At 34.0% G+C, this 18,744-nt stretch carries 16 protein-coding genes and 1 tRNA gene; 2 read left to right on the forward strand and 15 right to left on the reverse strand.

The features are described from left to right. Positions 1-31: 31 nt before the first annotated feature. The 6 genes from secG to gap all read right to left on the reverse strand — a co-directional run bounded on the left by secG (position 32) and on the right by gap (position 6,054). Positions 32-268, reverse strand: a complete 237-nt coding sequence (gene secG, locus LHL71_RS04495) for a preprotein translocase subunit SecG (RefSeq protein ID WP_227360629.1) — start codon at positions 266-268, stop codon at positions 32-34. 71 nt (positions 269-339) lie between these two features. Further along, positions 340-1,350 (reverse strand): hypothetical protein, encoded by a 1,011-nt coding sequence (locus LHL71_RS04500; protein ID WP_227360630.1) that lies wholly within the window; start codon positions 1,348-1,350, stop codon positions 340-342. 95 nt (positions 1,351-1,445) lie between these two features. Beyond that, on the reverse strand, positions 1,446-2,765 hold the full coding sequence (gene eno, locus LHL71_RS04505; RefSeq protein ID WP_227360631.1) for a phosphopyruvate hydratase: 1,320 nt from the start codon (positions 2,763-2,765) through the stop codon (positions 1,446-1,448). A gap of 103 nt (positions 2,766-2,868) precedes the next feature. Further along, on the reverse strand, positions 2,869-3,627 hold the full coding sequence (tpiA, locus tag LHL71_RS04510; protein ID WP_227360632.1) for a triose-phosphate isomerase: 759 nt from the start codon (positions 3,625-3,627) through the stop codon (positions 2,869-2,871). 101 nt (positions 3,628-3,728) lie between these two features. Continuing rightward, positions 3,729-4,943, reverse strand: a complete 1,215-nt coding sequence (locus LHL71_RS04515) for a phosphoglycerate kinase (protein ID WP_227360633.1) — start codon at positions 4,941-4,943, stop codon at positions 3,729-3,731. Positions 4,944-5,043: 100 nt separating this feature from the next. Next, positions 5,044-6,054, reverse strand: coding sequence for a type I glyceraldehyde-3-phosphate dehydrogenase (gene gap / locus LHL71_RS04520; protein WP_227360634.1), 1,011 nt, complete (start codon positions 6,052-6,054; stop codon positions 5,044-5,046). Between the two features lie 256 nt (positions 6,055-6,310). On the opposite strand from gap, the gene LHL71_RS04525 reads away from it, so the two are divergent. After that, positions 6,311-6,382: transfer RNA gene (locus LHL71_RS04525), tRNA-Arg, on the forward strand. Positions 6,383-6,500: 118 nt separating this feature from the next. Here LHL71_RS04525 and LHL71_RS04530 read toward each other — a convergent pair. Further along, a complete protein-coding gene (locus LHL71_RS04530; protein WP_227360635.1) occupies positions 6,501-7,043 on the reverse strand; it encodes a hypothetical protein in 543 nt (180 codons plus the stop codon). A 192-nt stretch (positions 7,044-7,235) separates the two neighbouring features. Here LHL71_RS04530 and clpP point away from each other — a divergent pair, with 192 nt between their 5' ends. Further along, on the forward strand, positions 7,236-7,829 hold the full coding sequence (gene clpP / locus LHL71_RS04535; RefSeq protein WP_227360636.1) for an ATP-dependent Clp endopeptidase proteolytic subunit ClpP: 594 nt from the start codon (positions 7,236-7,238) through the stop codon (positions 7,827-7,829). Positions 7,830-7,866: 37 nt separating this feature from the next. Here clpP and whiA read toward each other — a convergent pair whose 3' ends face one another. The 8 genes from whiA to LHL71_RS04575 form a co-directional block, all read right to left on the reverse strand. Then, positions 7,867-8,790 carry a DNA-binding protein WhiA gene (whiA, locus tag LHL71_RS04540; RefSeq protein WP_227360637.1) on the reverse strand — a complete coding sequence of 308 codons (924 nt, stop codon included), beginning with the start codon at positions 8,788-8,790 and terminating at the stop codon, positions 7,867-7,869. A gap of 17 nt (positions 8,791-8,807) precedes the next feature. Further along, entirely contained in the window at positions 8,808-9,809 is a 1,002-nt protein-coding gene (locus LHL71_RS04545) for a gluconeogenesis factor YvcK family protein (RefSeq protein WP_227360638.1), read from the reverse strand. Continuing rightward, positions 9,806-10,690, reverse strand: coding sequence for an RNase adapter RapZ (gene rapZ, locus LHL71_RS04550; protein ID WP_227360639.1), 885 nt, complete (start codon positions 10,688-10,690; stop codon positions 9,806-9,808). The genes LHL71_RS04545 and rapZ overlap by 4 nt, the downstream gene beginning before the upstream one ends. Before the next feature lie 103 nt (positions 10,691-10,793). Then, a complete protein-coding gene (gene uvrA, locus LHL71_RS04555) occupies positions 10,794-13,646 on the reverse strand; it encodes an excinuclease ABC subunit UvrA (protein WP_227360640.1) in 2,853 nt (950 codons plus the stop codon). A 12-nt stretch (positions 13,647-13,658) separates the two neighbouring features. Next, positions 13,659-15,665 carry an excinuclease ABC subunit UvrB gene (gene uvrB, locus LHL71_RS04560; protein ID WP_283812364.1) on the reverse strand — a complete coding sequence of 669 codons (2,007 nt, stop codon included), beginning with the start codon at positions 15,663-15,665 and terminating at the stop codon, positions 13,659-13,661. A 133-nt stretch (positions 15,666-15,798) separates the two neighbouring features. Continuing rightward, positions 15,799-16,725 carry a thioredoxin-disulfide reductase gene (gene trxB, locus LHL71_RS04565; protein ID WP_227360641.1) on the reverse strand — a complete coding sequence of 309 codons (927 nt, stop codon included), beginning with the start codon at positions 16,723-16,725 and terminating at the stop codon, positions 15,799-15,801. A gap of 63 nt (positions 16,726-16,788) precedes the next feature. Beyond that, positions 16,789-17,691: a UTP--glucose-1-phosphate uridylyltransferase GalU gene (gene galU, locus LHL71_RS04570; protein ID WP_227360642.1), complete on the reverse strand. Its 903-nt coding sequence runs from the start codon at positions 17,689-17,691 to the stop codon at positions 16,789-16,791. Positions 17,692-17,707: 16 nt separating this feature from the next. Continuing rightward, positions 17,708-18,724, reverse strand: coding sequence for an NAD(P)H-dependent glycerol-3-phosphate dehydrogenase (locus LHL71_RS04575; protein WP_227360643.1), 1,017 nt, complete (start codon positions 18,722-18,724; stop codon positions 17,708-17,710). Between the last annotated feature and the right edge of the window lie 20 nt (positions 18,725-18,744).

Consider the following 18,744-nt stretch of genomic DNA (forward strand, 5'->3'; position numbering starts at 1 on the left):
AAGCCCCCATGTATTAAACAGGGGGTTTTATCTAATGAGATGATATCCAATATAGCATTAAAGCTAAGGCAAAAAAGATAATTCCTAAAACAACAGTCACTTTTTGCATAAATGCCTCAAAGCCTCGTGGCTTTTGTTTGGCAAATAAATCATCTGCACCACCAGTTAATGCTGACATGGCATCATTAGTTTTTGAAGGTTGCATTAATACAGCAATAGTAATTAATACACAATCAATGATTAATAATGTTAATAATAAATTATACACTTTATAGCCTCCTACCATTTCTTCGGCCCATGTTTACTAATATTAAATTTAACATAAATATATAAAATAAGCTACATTATTAATTTAAATTTTAACATTCTGTATATTAGTAAAATTAACAAAATCATTGGATAAAAACTAAAATCAGGCTCCCCAGTTTTAGGTAAAGTGGTTTTAATCTGAGCGCTATGTCGGCGTTTAATTCGACGGTAAAGTTGTTTTTTATTAGAATTAGCTCCTTTTACATATTTTAAGCTATTATTATTTGTCTGATGGGAAATTTTATATTGCTTAAGGTTAGTTAAAGTAGTCTGTGAGTAATTAATTTCAGAATTAATATTTTTGGTATTAGTTACGTTACTTTTATCTACACTAATAGTATTTTCAGTATTGAAATAATTATTAGCTACATCATTGGTTTCATTGTGAATCGAAACATTATGTTCGGGATCCTTATTTGAATCTTCACCTGGATCAGGTTGTAATTGACCATTGGGTTGATTTTCGCTAACTTCTGAATGATCCGGAATTTTCGGATTAGTTATGTCTGGTTTTTGATAATCAGGTACGGAAGCATCATTTGAATCTGTCACTCGATGATAGGTAATATAAACGTCTTGGACTTCATTAGTAATTAGTCCGGTTAGTTGGTCCTCTTGATTAAGTTTATAATCTTTGATTTCTAACGATTCGGCAATATACTTCCCATAAATGCTTCCTTTAGTTAGGCTCTGGGTCTTAGCAATTTCTTGATTATTTAATTCATCGACATAGTGAATATTTACAACGGCCATGTTGGCATAGTATTTAGGAAAAATACTAATGTCATTATCAATAGTCAATTGTGTATTTTGATGCTTAGTTGTGTAATGCTCATAGATAGGTAAAACTAGTCGTTCTCCTAAATTGACTAACCGGTTTAACTGAACCTTCTTAGCATTTTTAACACCATTCGTATCATATTGATAAAAAGTTTGATTAATTGTTACTTTACACTGGCTACTTGCCTGTGCTCTTATTGCATCACTTACCCATACTACAGTTACGAAACTCATCAATAAAATTAAAAATTTTTTTAACAAAATAGGAACCTCCATTTAAGTATTTACAAATAGTAAATACGCAATAGAGATTCCTATAAATTAAAAAGTTGCCTATTAGGCAACTTTTTTAATTATTATTTGCTTGCAATATCTTTACGAGCTTGTTCTGATAAGTTGTAGAATGAGTTAATACCTTTGTATTCAGCAACTGATCCAAGTTGATCTTCAATTCTCATTAATTGGTTGTATTTAGCAATACGTTCGCCACGACTCATTGAACCAGTCTTAATTTGACCAGAGTTAAGAGCAACAACTAAGTCTGAGATTGTAGTATCTTCAGTTTCACCTGAACGGTGTGAAATAATTGCAGTGTAACCAGCTTCACGAGCCATTTCAACTGCTCTAACAGTTTCTGTTAAAGTACCGATTTGGTTAAGTTTGATTAAGATTGAGTTAGCAACACCTGATTTGATACCTTTTGCAAGGTAGTCAGTGTTTGTAACAAATAAATCATCACCAACGATTTGAACTTTCTTGCCAAGTCGTTCAGTTGCCATTTGCCAATCTTCCCATTCGTTTTCATCCAAAGGATCTTCGATTGAGATAACTGGGTATTTGTCAACGATGCTTTCAAGTAATGAAACAAATTCATCAGCAGTGTATGATTTACCATCACCAACTAAGTCATATTTTTTAGTTTCAGTATTGTAGAATTCTGAAGCAGCACAGTCAAAAGCAATTGCAAAGTCTTTACCTGGTTTGTAACCAGCGCGTTGAATTGATTCAACTAAAATTTCAAATGGTTCTTCGTTGTTCTTAAGGTCAGGAGCAAATCCACCTTCATCACCAACGGCAGTTGAATATCCACGTTCGTTAAGTAAGTTTTTCAAGTTGTGGAATACTTCTGAACTCCAACGAATTGCTTCAGTAATTGTTGGGGCACCAACAGGCATGATCATAAATTCTTGGAAATCAACCTTGTTGTTAGCATGTTTTCCACCATTGATAACATTTAACATTGGTGTTGGTAATAAGTGTGCATTAAAACCACCAAGGTAGTTGTATAATGGCATTTCAAGTTCATCAGCAGCAGCACGAGCAGCAGCTAAAGAAACACCTAAAATAGCATTTGCACCTAATTTACTCTTGTTAGGAGTACCATCTAATTCGATCATAGCTTTATCAATAGCTAGTTGATCAGTTACATCGTATCCAATAATTTCTTTTGCGATAACGTTATTTACATTATCAACAGCTTTTTGAACACCTTTACCCATGAAACGGTTTTTATCACCATCACGTAATTCAACGGCTTCATGTTCACCAGTTGATGCACCAGAAGGAACGATCCCACGGCCCATTGCACCATCTTCAGTATATAATTCAACTTCAACAGTTGGGTTACCACGTGAATCTAGGACTTCACGTGCATAAATATCAGAAATAATTGACATATTAATATCTCTCCTTAACGAAAGTTGTGACCTTTAGAACAAGGCTCACCTTAATTTTATTAGTTTATTGGGAATATTTCAATAAAAATATATAAGTTTAGCGTTATTTTGTACTTAAATTGGCTAAATTGATGAAGGATTCTACATTTAGACTAGATCCCCCTGCCAAAACACCATCAATGTCTTTTCGAGATAGAATATCTTCAGCGTTTTCATCCGTAACGCTACCACCATATAGAACTCTAATTTCATTGGCAATATCGTCCGAATATAAATCAGCCATAGTTTGTCGAATTAAATAACAACCCTCTTCAGCTTCATCGGTACTAGCTGTTTGACCGGTCCCAATTGCCCAACTTGGTTCATAAGCAACGATGATATTTTTAGCATCATCTGAACTAACTCCCTTTAATCCAGCAGTTACTTGACTAACTACCCAAGAAATTTTGGAATCAGATTCCCTTCTACCCATAGTTTCATCGCAACATAGTATCGGAATCATATGATTTCTTAAAACTGCATGAATTTTCTTATTAATTATATCGTCTGTTTCATTAAAATATTTTCGGCGCTCTGAATGACCAATAATTACATGAGTTACTCCCATTTCACTTAATGCCTTTGGACTAATCTCACCCGTAAAAGCGCCTTCATCTTCAAAGTAACAATTTTCAGCTGCAATAATTAACGGTTCTTCTCCCTTATTTTGAATCATCGATTCTAAAAATAGAGCCGAAGCCGCTATGGCCACCTGAGTTTTTTTAGGATCCGGTAAATTATTATTTAATTCCTTAACAAAAGTTACCGCATCGTTTAATGATAAATTCATTTTCCAATTTCCTGCAATAAACGGTTTGCGCATAATATCATTCCCCTTAGTTTATTATTCTTCAATTCTAAACTATATTATGACAAATAGACAATAAAAAAGAACCTAGCCTTAGCTAGATTCTTTTTTATTGTCTATTTGTCGCTGATAGCAGCAATACCTGGTAAAGTTTTGCCTTCTAGATATTCTAGTGAGGCACCACCACCAGTTGAGATGTGGGTTAATTTATCAGAAACACCAAGTTGTTTAACCGCAGCGGTTGAATCACCACCACCAACAATGGTAGTTGCATTCTTAAGAGTTCCTAAGAATTCACCAATTGCTAAAGTACCTTTAGCATAGTTTGACATTTCAAATACACCCATTGGTCCATTCCAAACAACTGTTTTAGCATCTTTTAAAACATTTTCAAAGTCTTCAATTGACTTAGGTCCAATGTCAAGAGCCATGTAACCATCAGGAATATCGCCTTCAACAACTTTGTGGTCAGCATCATTACTGAATGCATCAGCTACAACGTTATCAACTGGTAAGACAATTTTGTCGCCACCCTTTTCAAGGATTTGTTTAGCAACATCAATCTTGTCATCTTCAACAAGTGAGTTACCAATTTTAATTCCTTTAGCAGCGTAGAAAGTATAAGTCATACCACCACCGATAATAATCTTATCAGCTTTGTCTAAAAGATGTTCAATAACTCCAATTTTATCAGAAACCTTTGCACCACCTAAAATGGCAACAAATGGTCTTTGAGGATTATCAACAGCATCCCCTAAGAACTTAATTTCTTTTTCCATTAAGTAACCAGCAGCAACTGGTTTGTCATTGTCACGCATAGCATCTGAAATACCAACGTTAGATGCATGTGCACGGTGAGCTGTACCAAAAGCATCGTTAATGAATTCATCACCTAATGATGCCCAGTATTCGCCAAGTTTAGCATCATTACCTGATTCACGTTTTACATATTCGCCGTTAACAACGTCTTCAAAACGAGTATTTTCAACAAGTAATACTTGACCTGGTTCCATTTTATTAATGGCATCTTCAAGTTGAGCACCTTCAGTAACAGGTACAAAAATTACTGGTTTGTTTAATAGGTTTGATAAACGTTCAGCAACTGGACGTAATGATAAACCATCTTTGTCTTCTTCTTTTTTAATACGGCCAAGGTGAGAGAATAAAATAACCTTACCATTGTGGTCTAATACATAGTTAATAGTTGGTAGTGCAGCAACGATACGGTTATCATCACCAATCACACCATCTTTAATTGGAACATTAAAATCTACACGCATTAAAACTTTTTTACCATCAAGATCTAGATCTGAAACAGTTAATTTTGCCATTTTAATGACCTCCCAAGAAAAATATTTTTTCAAACAAAAAGCGAAGGAGTTTTCCTCCTCCGCCATTTCATTTAAACTATTTACAATTTAATTATTAATATTAAAGAGTAGCAAATTTAAGCAAAGTACGAACCATGTTACAAGTGAAGCCCCATTCGTTATCGTACCAAGCAACAGTTTTAACTAATTGAGCATCACCGGCAGTAGTAACTTCAGTTTGAGTTGGGTCAAATACTGAACCGTGATCATCATCAATAATATCTGATGAAACGATTTCGTCTTCATTCCAACCAAATGCAGGGTTGTCTACAGTGTGTTTCTTGATTGCTGCATTAATTTCGTCAGCAGTAACTTTCTTGTCTAAGATAGATACTAATTCAGTTAATGAACCATCAACAACGGCAACACGTTGTGCATGTCCTTGTAATTTACCATCAAGTTCTGGAATTACTAAACCAATAGCTTTAGCAGCACCAGTTGAGTGAGGAATAGTATTAGCACTAGCAGTACGGTTTGAGCGTTTCTTCTTGCTCTTAGGACCATCAAGGATTTGTTGTGAAGCAGTGAAAGCATGAACAGTAGTCATAGTTCCGGCTTGAACACCAAATTCTTCATTTAACCAGTAAGCCATTGGTGCTAAACAGTTGGTAGTACATGAACCAGCTGAAACAATAACATCACTTGAGTCTAATTGGTCTAAGTTAACACCAGGAACAACAGTCTTAATTGCGCCAGCAGGAGCTGAGATTAAGACACGTTTTGCACCAGCATCGATGTGAGCTTGTGATTTTTCTTTTGAAGTGTAGAATCCAGTACATTCAAGTACAAAGTCTACGCCATCATTTTTAACCCATTGTAAGTTAGCAGCATCGCGTTCTGCATATACAGGGATTTCCTTACCGTCAACAATAATAGCAGTATCAGTTGATGAAACTTCACCAGGGAAACGACCATGTGTTGAGTCATATTTTAATAAGTAAGCAAGCATTGAAGGAGTAGTTAAATCATTAATAGCAACAACTTCAATATCATTTGAGTTAAGTTGGTGAATACGTTTAAAAGCTAAACGACCAATTCGACCAAAACCGTTAATACCAATTTTTACAGTCATAATTGTGTTTCCTCCTTTAGGAAATTAAATAATTTGTCGTACTACAATAGTAATAATAACACTAAAATCAACATAAGTCAGCAAACTTTGTGAACATATAATCAAGTATTTATTAACCTATTGCTATATTGAAATTATAGCAGACAAATCATTAATTGCAAGGCTTCACGGCCTAAAATTAATTGAATCAACTAGGGTTATTCACTCACTTGAATTAATTAAAAAAATCTTGTATATTTAGATGAGTATATTTTTTGCACCTGTAGTGTAATGGATCGCACGTAAGATTCCGGTTCTTGAGATGGGGGTTCGATTCCCTCCAGGTGCACTTTATATTATGAGAAATTGTGAATTATTCAACCAATCATAGCTTAACTATGTTGGATTTGGCTACGTTTTCATATAAATAATTAAAAATAGATTAACCCCATAATATTGGGATTAATCTATTTTTTTATAATTGCAATTAGATTAGGACTAGTTTTTAAACCCTTTTTAGTGGCATAGATATTAAATTTTTTGTTTCTACCCACTTCTTTAATCGGAATTTTAAAGGTAATCTCCGTTTTAAAATGACTCTTTAAAGTATAGGTTTTAATTCCCAAGGTTAATTTTACCAAACTATGTTTAGGAGTTTTAATCGTTAATTTCCAATAACGTTTTCCAAACACACTTTTCATAATTTCAGGAGTATCGGTGGCATAATCATACTTAGAAATAATATGTTTAAAGTTTTCATTTTCAATCGAAAAATTTTTGTAACCTCTAAAAGGAAAATGATATGAAAAATATTTTTGATTTTGCTTTGTAGTTAATACATCTTGATCGTCATACTTTATTGTAATTGGTGAATTAGCATAGTTAATTCCCTTAAAATACAAGGTATGATTTTTAAATTTAAGTTTAGTAATTTCAATTGTTGGTTTAGGATCATCTATCAACTTAACGTTGTCTAAAATATCAGCATTACGTTCCACTTTTTCCATCATTTTCCCTCCCGTTATTTCTTACTTACAGATTAACATTTTTAAGTTTTTAAACTAAAAATTATGCTTATAAAAACCTTAATATTTTTTTGTGAAATTTAAGAACAATTTATTTGACCTTTTTTGACCTTTCTAGTAAAATAGGCCCATAAGCTTGGAAGTTCCAAGTATATAAATCTTAAGGAGGCATCTCTAATGAATTTAGTGCCAACTGTTATTGAACAATCATCTAACGGTGAAAGAGCCTACGACATTTATTCTCGTTTGCTTAAAGATAGAATTATCATGCTATCTGGTGAAATCGAAGATAATATGGCAAATGCAATTATTGCCCAATTATTATTCTTAGATGCCCAAGACTCTGAAAAAGACATCTACCTTTACATCAATTCTCCCGGTGGAGTAATTACCTCAGGAATGGCAATTTACGATACTATGAATTTTATTAAATCTGATGTACAAACTATTGTTATTGGTATGGCAGCCTCAATGGCCAGTGTGCTAGCATCTTCCGGTGCTAAAGGCAAACGTTTTGCTTTACCACATTCAACAGTTCTTATTCACCAACCATTAGGTGGAGCTCAAGGTCAACAAACTGAAATTGAAATCGCTGCTCAAGAAATCTTAAAAGCACGTAAAATGATTACTGAAATTTTAGCTGAAAATTCAGGTCAAAGTGTTGAAAAAGTTAAATTAGATACTGAACGTGATAATTATCTAACTGCTCAGGAAGCCGTAGATTATGGTTTACTTGATGGTATTTTAAATAGTACCGATGAAAAGAAATAGAGCATAAAAAAAGACTTAGCAATTGCTAAGTCTTTTTTTATGCTAATTTTTCAGCATATTCGTTAATTTTTCTTAAACGATGATTAACCCCCGACTTTGAAATCGGACCGCCACTAACAAGTTCTCCTAGTTCCTTTAGACTAACTTCTGGATGTTTTAGTCGAACATAAGCAACATCTTGCAACTTTTGCGGTAGTTGGTCAATACCAACCATTTCATCAATTAATTTAATATTTTCAATCTGTTTAGTAGCTGCATTGGCAACTTTATTTAAATTAGCTGTCTCACAATTAACTAATCGGTTAACCGAATTACGCATATCTCTAACGATTCTGACATCCTCAAATTTTAGCATGGAACTAGTAGCCCCAATTAATTGCAAGAAATCAGCTATCTTTTCCCCTTCTTTAAGGTAGGTAATATACCCACTTCTTCTTTGGGTAGTACGAGCTTTTAACCCATATCGATTCATCATTTCAGCAACCATCTCATTGTGTTCTTCGTACAATGAGTAAATTTCTAAATGGTAGCGTGAAGTTTCTGGATTATTTACCGATCCACCAGCTAAAAAAGCTCCTCGTAAATATGATCTAACTTTATTATCATCACTTAATAGTTCATCAGGCACCCGGTTAACTATTTCAGCGCCATCAAATATTTTTAGATCTTTTAATAAATCAGCAGCTCGATTTTTTACTTTTAAAATATATAAGTTATTTTTCTTTAACTTCATTTTACGTCGCACACTTAATTCACTAGTTATTCCATAAAATTTGGATAGTAGTTTATACATTCTCCTAGCAATTGCTGGATTTTCTGATTGGACATTTAAAACAAAGTGGTGATTAACTATTCCTAAATTTCCATTCATCCGAATTAAGGCCATTAATTCGGCTTTAGCATTTTCTTTGTGGACGCTTAATGAAGTTAGTTCTTTTTTTACTTCACTAGCGTAAGACATTTCATTACCTCTTATCGTTAAATATTAGGTCGACCAATTAAATTAATTAATTCATCAACCACTTCTTTTCCATTATGAAAGACTCCCTTGTCTCGAAGTTCTACATAATCGGCGGTAATCACTCGGCAATCCATTTCACTCAACATCTCAAAATCATGACTAACCGGATGAGCTACTTCATTCCATTTTTTGCGATCAATATATTCTTCCGTTACGATTTGACTATTAACTAAAACCGTATTAATAAAATTACTTCCCAAGTGTTCATTTAAAACTCGAACATGGTCAGCATCAGTAAATCCTTCAGTTTCACCTTTTTGAGTCATAATGTTACATATATAAACTACATCAGCATCCGTTTCAATCACCGCTCTACCTACATTTTCAATCATTAAATTAGGTAAAATACTGGTAAATAAACTCCCCGGTCCTAAAACGATTTGGTCAGCCTCCATAATTGCATCCACTACTTGTTGTTTAGCCTGAGGACGGTGTTTATGCTTGATATCGCTGCTCTCTACCCAAACTCGCTTAATCAATTTATTAGCGGCTGTAATTTCAGCTTCACCACTTAAAACTGTGCCATCGGTAAATTCAGCATTTAAAACTAGTGGTTCATTAGCTGCCGGGAATACATGGCCATCCACTTTCATCATTGCACTAAGTTGTTGAACCGCATCAAAAATACCGCCTTCCATCTCAGATAAGGCTGCAATAATTAAGTTACCAATCGCATGACCAGCAAAAAATTGATCCGCACTATTAAATCGATATTGAAATAACTTGAGTTCTAACTCTGGTAATTGGGATAGCGATACCATCACATTACGGATATCTCCAGGTGGAACCACGTTAATATAATCTCTTAAAATTCCGGATGAGCCACCATCATCAGCTACCGTTACTACTGCGGTAATATCCACATTTCGATTACGTAAATTATTTAAAATGACGGGTAATCCGGTTCCACCACCAATAACCACAATCTTAGGTTTAGTTTGTGTTAGTTTCTTTTTCATTGGCCCGTCCCAGCCCTTTTATGTTTTTCAATATCTCGATGCGTAATGTTAACTGGATATTCTTTAGATAATTGTTCACCTAATCGCTGAGCCATAGCTACAGAACGATGCTGGCCACCAGTACAACCAATTGCAATTGTTAAACTAGATTTACCCTCTTTTTCATAAGCAGGTAAGGTAAATTCAATTAATGAAGCTAATTTTTCATAAAATTCATCAGCCCCAGTAGATTGCATAACATAATCTTTAACGTCTTGATCTAATCCAGTTTGATAACGCATCTTTTTATCGTAATATGGATTAGGTAAGAACCTTACATCCATAGCGATATCGGCGTCTAATGGAACTCCATATTTAAAGCCAAATGACATAACTTCAATATGAAATTTATAGTTATCATCTACAATTTCAAATCGATCAAAAATCTTTTCTCGTAAATCTCTTGGTGAAATTTCTGAAGTATCAATTACCATGTCGGCACTTTTCTTTATACCTTCTAATAATTCACGTTCTTTCTCAATTCCGTCAATTATTCGACCATTTCGAGCTAATGGATGTGCACGGCGTGTTTCTTTATAACGTGATACTAATTTTTCATCAGAAGATTCTAAGAACAGAACTTCGGCTTTATCATCATTTTTTTGTAAATCATTATATATTTCAATAATGCCATCATAGAAAACCTGAGAACGGAGATCCATAACCATGGCAATTTTTTTAATTTCTTTTTCAGTTCTAATTAATTCCTTAAATTTCGGAAATAGTGTTGGAGGCATGTTATCGACACAAAAGTATCCTAAATCTTCAAAACTTTGCATAGCAACTGTTTTTCCAGCGCCACTCATTCCAGTAATGAGTACAAATTGATTATTATTTTTCATAACATTTTCCTTTCATTATTACATGATTGTAGTATATCATACCAGGCGTTCCATAAATACGTTATTTAAACAAAAAGGTGTTGCAGTTGACTGCAACACCTTTTTATTTTGCCTGTTCAGTTAATTTAGTATCACGATCTAGAATTGGTTTTAAATATTTACCAGTATAACTACCCTTTACTTCTACAACTTTTTCTGGTGTACCGGTAGCAACTACTTGGCCACCGCCATTACCGCCTTCGGGTCCTAAATCAATTAGATGATCCGCATTTTTAATTACATCTAAATTATGCTCAATAATTAGGACAGAATTACCATTATCAACTAATGCTTGCAAAACATTCAATAATTTACGAATATCTTCTGAATGTAATCCAGTAGTTGGTTCATCTAAAATATATAAATTTTTACCAGTTGATTTCTTATGAAGTTCGGAAGCTAATTTCATTCGTTGAGCTTCTCCTCCAGAAAGAGTAGTGGCTGGTTGGCCAAGAGTTACATAGCCTAATCCTACATCTTGAATAGTTTGTAGCTTACGAGTGATCTTAGGAATGGCACTAAAGAATTCCAAAGCTTCATCAACGGTCATCGCTAAGATATCTGCGATATTTTTCCCTTTATACTCAACTGCTAATGTTTCGGCATTATACCGTTTACCATGACAGACTTCACATGGAACATATACATCGGGTAAAAAGTTCATTTCAATTTTTAAGATTCCATCGCCATGACAGGTTTCACAACGACCACCCTTGATATTAAAACTAAAACGACCTTTAGTAAAACCATGAAGTTTTGATTCATTAGTATTAGCAAATAAGTCCCTTATATCATCAAACACTCCAGTATACGTTGCTGGATTACTTCGTGGAGTTCTTCCAATCGGTGTTTGATCAATATTAACAATTTTTTCAAGGTTTTCTATTCCAGTTATTTTTTTAAATTTACCAGGTTTTGCAGAATTACGATTAAGTTTATGAGCCACTTCTTTTTTCAAAATATCATTTACTAAAGTAGACTTACCTGATCCGGAAACCCCAGTTACTACCACAAATTCACCTAACGGAATAGTTACGTTAATATTTTTTAAATTATTCTCAGCTGCTCCAGTTATTTTTAATTGTTTACCATTACCTTTGCGACGTTCTAAAGGCACGGGAATAAATCTTTTACCCGATAAATATTGTCCCGTGATGGATTGTTTAGTATTTTCAACTTCTTCTGGTGTTCCAGATGCCATTACATTTCCACCATTGGCTCCTGCACCAGGTCCAATATCAATTAAATAATCAGCAGCACGCATAGTATCTTCATCATGTTCTACTACCACTAAGGTATTACCTAAGTCTCGCATGTGTTTTAAAGACTCAATCAATCTATCATTATCTCGCTGGTGAAGTCCAATAGACGGCTCATCTAAAACGTATAAAACCCCGGTTAGATTGGATCCAATTTGCGTAGCCAATCTAATTCGTTGAGCTTCTCCTCCAGATAAGGTCCTAGCAGAACGCGATAAGGTTAGATAATCCAAACCAACATTTTTTAAAAAAGTTAGACGATCAGAAATTTCTTTTAAAATTGGCGCCGCAATAGTCGCGTTTTGTTCACTCAATTTAAGTTCCTTAAAGAAATTAAGTTCAGCTTGAATATCCATTGCCGAGACTTCTGCAATATTTAAATCTGCAATTTTAACTGAGCGAGCTTTATCATTCAAACGATATCCATGACAGGTACGACAAGTTAACTCGGTCATATAGGTACGCATTTGGTCTCTAGTAAAATCACTACTAGTATCATGATAACGACGATCAACATTGTTAACTACCCCTTCAAATGTCGTATCTACATCACGAACTCCGCCAAAATCATTTTCATAATGGAAATGAAATTCCTGACCATTAGATCCATAAAGAATTAGATTTTTCTGTTTATCTGATAAGTCCTTAAATGGTGTGTCCATATCGATTTTAAAAGCCTGGCATACTTGTGCCAACAAATTGGGATAATATTTAGAACTAATTGGATTCCATGGGGCAATAGCTCCTTGGTTTAAGGTTAAAGTATCATCAGGAACAATTAAGTCTAAATCAATTTCTAATTTAACTCCCAATCCATCACATTCAGGACATGCTCCCGTTGGTGAGTTGAATGAGAATAAGCGCGGTTCTAAATCACCAACTGTAAATCCACAAATTGGACAAGCATAGTGTTCGGAAAACATCATAGGGTCTCTTTGTCCTAAAAAGTCTATAATGGCATATCCATCACTTAGTCTAAGTGCTGATTCTAGTGATTCTGATAGACGGGTATTCATATCATTTTTTACAATCATTCGATCCACCACAATATTAATGGTGTGTAACTTAGTCTTACTTAATTCAATATCTTCTTCAATATCTCGAGTTTCTCCGTCAACTTGAACTCGCACAAAACCTTCTTTTTTGATTTTATCAAATACTTTTTTGTGTTGACCTTTTTTACTTCTAACAATTGGTGAAAGAATTTGAATTTTAGTGCGTTCAGGTAATTGCTCAATTTGACTGATCATTTGATCTACGGATTGGCTTTGGATGATTGAACCGTCATTAGGACAAATAGGAGTTCCCACTCTGGCCCATAAAAGTCTAAAATAATCGTTAATCTCGGTAACCGTTCCAACTGTAGATCGTGGATTTTTAGAAGTAGTTTTTTGATCAATTGAAATTGCAGGACTTAAACCATCAATTGAATCAACCTGGGGCTTATCCATTTGTCCTAAAAATTGACGAGCATACGAAGATAAACTTTCCACATATCTTCGTTGACCTTCAGCATACAATGTATCAAAAGCTAAAGAACTCTTACCTGATCCGGATAATCCAGTCATAACAACTAATTTATTTTTAGGGATTGTAACATTAACATCTTTTAGGTTATGTTCTCTAGCCCCTCTAATAACGATATTGTCTATTGCCACTCTTAGTGCCTCCTATTTTTTGATACTAGTTTTTAACTCTAAAATAGTATCTCTTAAATTTGCAGCCTGCTCGAAGTCAAGTTTTCTAGCGGCTTCTTCCATTTGTATATTTAAATTGTCTAACATTTCTTTTTGATCTTTTTTGCTCATACTTAAGAAATCACTTTCGATGAAATCATCTTTTTCGCCAGTGTTTTCATTCGCTTTTGTAACTGAAATCAAATCGCGAATTTCTTTTTTAATAGTATGTGGAACAATGTTATGCTCCTCATTATATTTCATCTGAATGCTGCGTCTTCTATTCGTTTCATCGATAGCATTTTTCATTGAATCGGTAATTTTATCTGCATACATAATAACCTTACCATTTTCATTTCGAGCAGCTCGACCAATTGTTTGAATTAAGGATCGTTCATTTCGTAAGAAACCTTCTTTATCAGCATCCAAAATTGCTACTAACGAAACTTCTGGTACATCAATACCTTCTCTTAATAAGTTAATTCCTACCAGCACATCAAACTTTCCTAAACGTAAATCTCTAATAATCTGAGTTCTTTCTAAAGTCTTAATATCTGAATGTAGATATTTAACTTTGATCCCTAGATCTTTAAGATAGTCAGTTAAGTCTTCTGCCATTTTTTTAGTTAACGTAGTAATGAAAGTTCGTTCATTATGCTCAATTCGCTGATTAATTTCACCAACTAAATCATCCATCTGTCCCATAATTGGACGGACATCAATTGTTGGATCAAGTAAACCAGTTGGACGAATAATTTGTTGAGCAACTTTGTCAGTTTCCGCTAACTCATATGGTCCCGGAGTAGCTGACATATAGATAACTTGGTTAACATGTTTTTCAAATTCATTTAGAGTTAATGGACGGTTATCTAAGGCACTAGGTAGTCTGAAACCGTAGTCTACTAATTGTTGCTTTCGAGCCTGATCTCCATTATACATACCACGAATTTGTGGCATAGTTTGGTGAGATTCATCTACCACCAATAAGAAATCTTTAGGAAAGAAATCTAGCAAGGTATAGGGTGGTTCTCCTGGTTTTCTTCGGTCCATGAACCTAGAATAATTTTCAATTCCACTGGTGTATCCCATTTCTCGCATCATTTCAATGTCATAAGTAGTTCGCTGTTTTAACCTTTGAGCTTCAAGTAATTTGCCTTCATCTTCAAACTTATTAACTTGTTGTTGCATCTCTTCTTCAATCTCAGGTAAAGCAACGTTCATAATCTCATCATTAGTTAAAAAATGAGTCGCTGGAAATATCGCTACATGTTCGCGGTCGCCTAAAACCTCTCCTGTTAAAGTATCAACTTCTCTAATACGGTCAATTTCATCCCCAAAGAACTCAATTCTTAGAGCATGATCATCAATTGATGCTGGAAAGACTTCTACTATATCCCCGTGTACTCTAAATCTACCTCGTTGAAAATCAATATCATTTCTTTCAAATTGAATATTAACTAATTCTCTTAGTAACTTATCTCGATCTAGTTCTTGACCAACTCGAAGTGAAACTACATGATCATGATATTCTTTGGGATCACCCAGTCCAAATATCGAAGAAACTGAAGCAACTACAATAACATCATTTCTTTCTAGTAAAGAACTAGTGGCTGAATGCCTTAATTTATCTATTTCGTCATTAATTGAGGAGTCCTTTTCAATATAAGTATCACTTGAAGGTACATAGGCTTCTGGTTGATAGTAATCATAATAACTAACAAAATATTCTACTGCATTATTAGGGAAAAAGTCTTTAAATTCACCATATAACTGTCCAGCTAAGGTTTTGTTATGAGACAAAATTAAAGTTGGTTTATTAACCTGTTGAATTACGTTAGAAATTGTAAATGTTTTACCAGTTCCTGTTGCTCCTAATAAAATTTGTGACTTTTCATTTTCATTAATTCCCTTCACCAACTGTTTAATTGCTTCCGGTTGGTCTCCGGTAGGTGAGTACTTAGAAACCAAATCAAATTTATTATTATTTTGTCGTTCAATCATGCAAAAGCCTCCTTCAAGGTACAAATAAAAAAAGTGGGAAAATCCCCACAAATACGTAACTATATTTTACCATACGAACATACTTTCGCCAAATTTGAAATAAAAAAAGTTTTGCTAAAATAGCAAAACTTTTTTATTTGATAGATTCAATATATTTAAAGGCTTGTTGACCAGCTACTCCACCTTCGCCAACTGCCGTTGTTATTTGTCTTAAATCTTTTTTACGAACATCACCAATTGCATAAATTCCAGGAATTTTAGTTTCCATTTTATCATTAGTAACAATCCAACCATCTTGATCAGTAATTCCTAAATCTAAGAATGGTTTGGTCATAGGTAATAATCCTACGTAAATAAATACACCAGAAGTTTCAATAATTGATTCTTCGTTAGTTTTATTATTTACAACTCGAACACCTGTAACCTTATTTTCATCACCTAAAACTTCAACTACATTAGTATCCCAGGTAAAATGCATTTTATCATTAGCAAAAGCTTGATCTTGGCTAACTTTTTGAGCTCTTAATTGGTCACGACGATGAATTACATTAACATTGTTAGCAATTTTAGATAGGTAAATTCCCTCTTCAATTGCTGAATCACCGCCACCAATTACAACGACATCGCGATTCTTGAAAAAGGCTCCGTCACATACCGCACAGTATGAAACTCCACGGCCACCATATTCTTCTTCACCGGGAACGCCTAGTTTTTTGTAATCTGAGCCACTACCAATAATAACTACTTTAGCTTCAATTTCATCACTATCAGTAATTACAGTTTTAGTTGCACCATTGTCTTTAATGGCTTCAACACTGCCATATACATATTCAGCTCCAAAGTTTACGGAACCATCATAGATGTTTTGAGCCAAATCCGGTCCTTTAATGGATTTATATCCCGGATAATTTTCAATTTCTGCAGTGTTATTCAATTGTCCACCATATATTCCTCGATCAATCATCGCTACAGAAAGATTAGCTCGAGAGGCATATAATGCAGCTGTCATTCCGCTAGGACCAGCTCCGATAATTACAACATCATAACTTTTTTCAGTCATTAGTATTCCTCCCTAATCATTAGTTTAGGATAGCTTACTATTAATAAGTGTAAATGTCCAGTCTTATTTACCACTGTCTTCTTTTTCAAGTTTTTTACCTAGGTCTTTAATGTAATCTCTAAGTCCATCAGCAATTTCTGGGTGACGTAGACCAAATACAATATTAGTTTCTAACCAAGTTAATTTGTTACCAGTATCAAATCGCTTACCTTTAAATTCATGAGCAAATACTCGTTGAGTTTGATTTAATTCATCAATTGCATCTGTTAATTGGATTTCACCACTGGCATCTTTTTGAGTATTTTCAAGAATATCAAAAATTTCAGGAGTTAATAAATATCTTCCAATAATTGCTAAATCACTTGGAGCATCTTCAGGAGATGGCTTTTCAACGAATTTTCTAACGTTATATAGACCGTCACTAACTTCTTCAGTTGGATCAATAACCCCGTATTTTGAAATTTGATCGTGTGGAACTTTTTTAACTGCTAATGTAGAAGCTCCGGTATTTTCAAAACTATCCATTAATTGTTTAGTTAACGGAACCTTATCTTCCATCACGTCATCACCTAACATAACAACAAAAGGTTCATTACCAATAAAACTTCTAGCAGTATAAACTGCATCACCTAAACCACGTGGGTGAGATTGGCGGATAAAGTAAATATTCATATCGTTAGTTTTAGTAATTGATTTTAGCATATCAATTTTATTTTTAGCTTCTAAGTTAGCTTCTAATTCTGGATTTGAGTCAAAATGATCTTCGATAGAACGTTTGCCCTTACCGATAACAATAATAATATCTTTAATTCCTGATTTTTTAGCTTCTTCAACAATAAATTGAATAGTTGGTGTATCAACAATTGGTAGCATTTCCTTTGGAAGTGCCTTAGTTTCTGGTAAAAATCTAGTTCCTAACCCAGCGGCTGGAATAATTGCTTTAGTTACTTTTTTATTTTTATTCATCAAATATTAACTCCTATTAATCTATTTCTGAGCGTCCATGACGTCTCATTAATTCGTTGATTGCTTCTTTAACATTTACATTATCATATAAAACATGATAAATTGCACTAGTTATTGGCATATCAATGCCACGTTGTTTAGATAATTCATAAGCTGCCTTAGTAGTAGCAATGCCTTCAATTACCATACCCATATTATCAATAACTTCTTTAACTGATTTTCCTTCACCAATTTGTTTACCAGCTCGCCAATTTCTAGAGTTAGAACTAGTACCAGTTACAATAATATCACCTACTCCGGATAAGCCAATAAAAGTCATGGGATTAGCTCCAAAGGAAGTTCCTAAACGAGAAATTTCAGCAAGTCCTCGAGTCATTAAGGCCGCTTTAGAGTTATCACCATAACCTAAACCGTAAAGAGCCCCCGTTCCTAAGGCAATGATATTTTTCAAAGCTGCTCCAATTTCAGCTCCAATAACATCATCGTTAGTATAAACTCTAAAATAATTATTCATAAATAATGATTGAATATATTCGGCATCTTTTAAGTTATGACTAGCAACTGTTACTAAAGTAATATCCTTTTTAGCAACATCTTCAGCCTGACTAGGTCCAGATATTACTGAAATTGATTTAACATTTTTAACGGGTAATTCTTCGGATAAAATTTCTGAAATTCGTTTATAAGTATTTTCTTCGATACCTTTTGAAGCATGCACAATATTATACTTTTTATCTGTATTTTTTAATATTTCTCCAACTCGTTTAGCCACCCCACGAGTTGCTTGAGCTGGAATTACAAATAAAATTGTATCAGCATCTAAAACTGCTTCAGATAAATCATTAGTGGCAACTAATGACTCGGAATACTTAAAGTTTTGTATGTATTGTTCATTTGTATGCTTTTCATTTAACTCTGCCACTTGTTCCGGTTTATATGACCATAGTCTAACTGATGAACCATTTTCATCTAAAACATTAGCTAAGATACTGCCCCAAGAACCCGCACCTAAAACTGCTACTTTTTCAGTCATTTTTATTCTCCTTAAACCTA

The sequence above is a fragment of the Lentilactobacillus laojiaonis genome (assembly GCF_020616595.1).
Classification (GTDB): Bacteria; Bacillota; Bacilli; order Lactobacillales; family Lactobacillaceae; genus Lentilactobacillus; species Lentilactobacillus laojiaonis.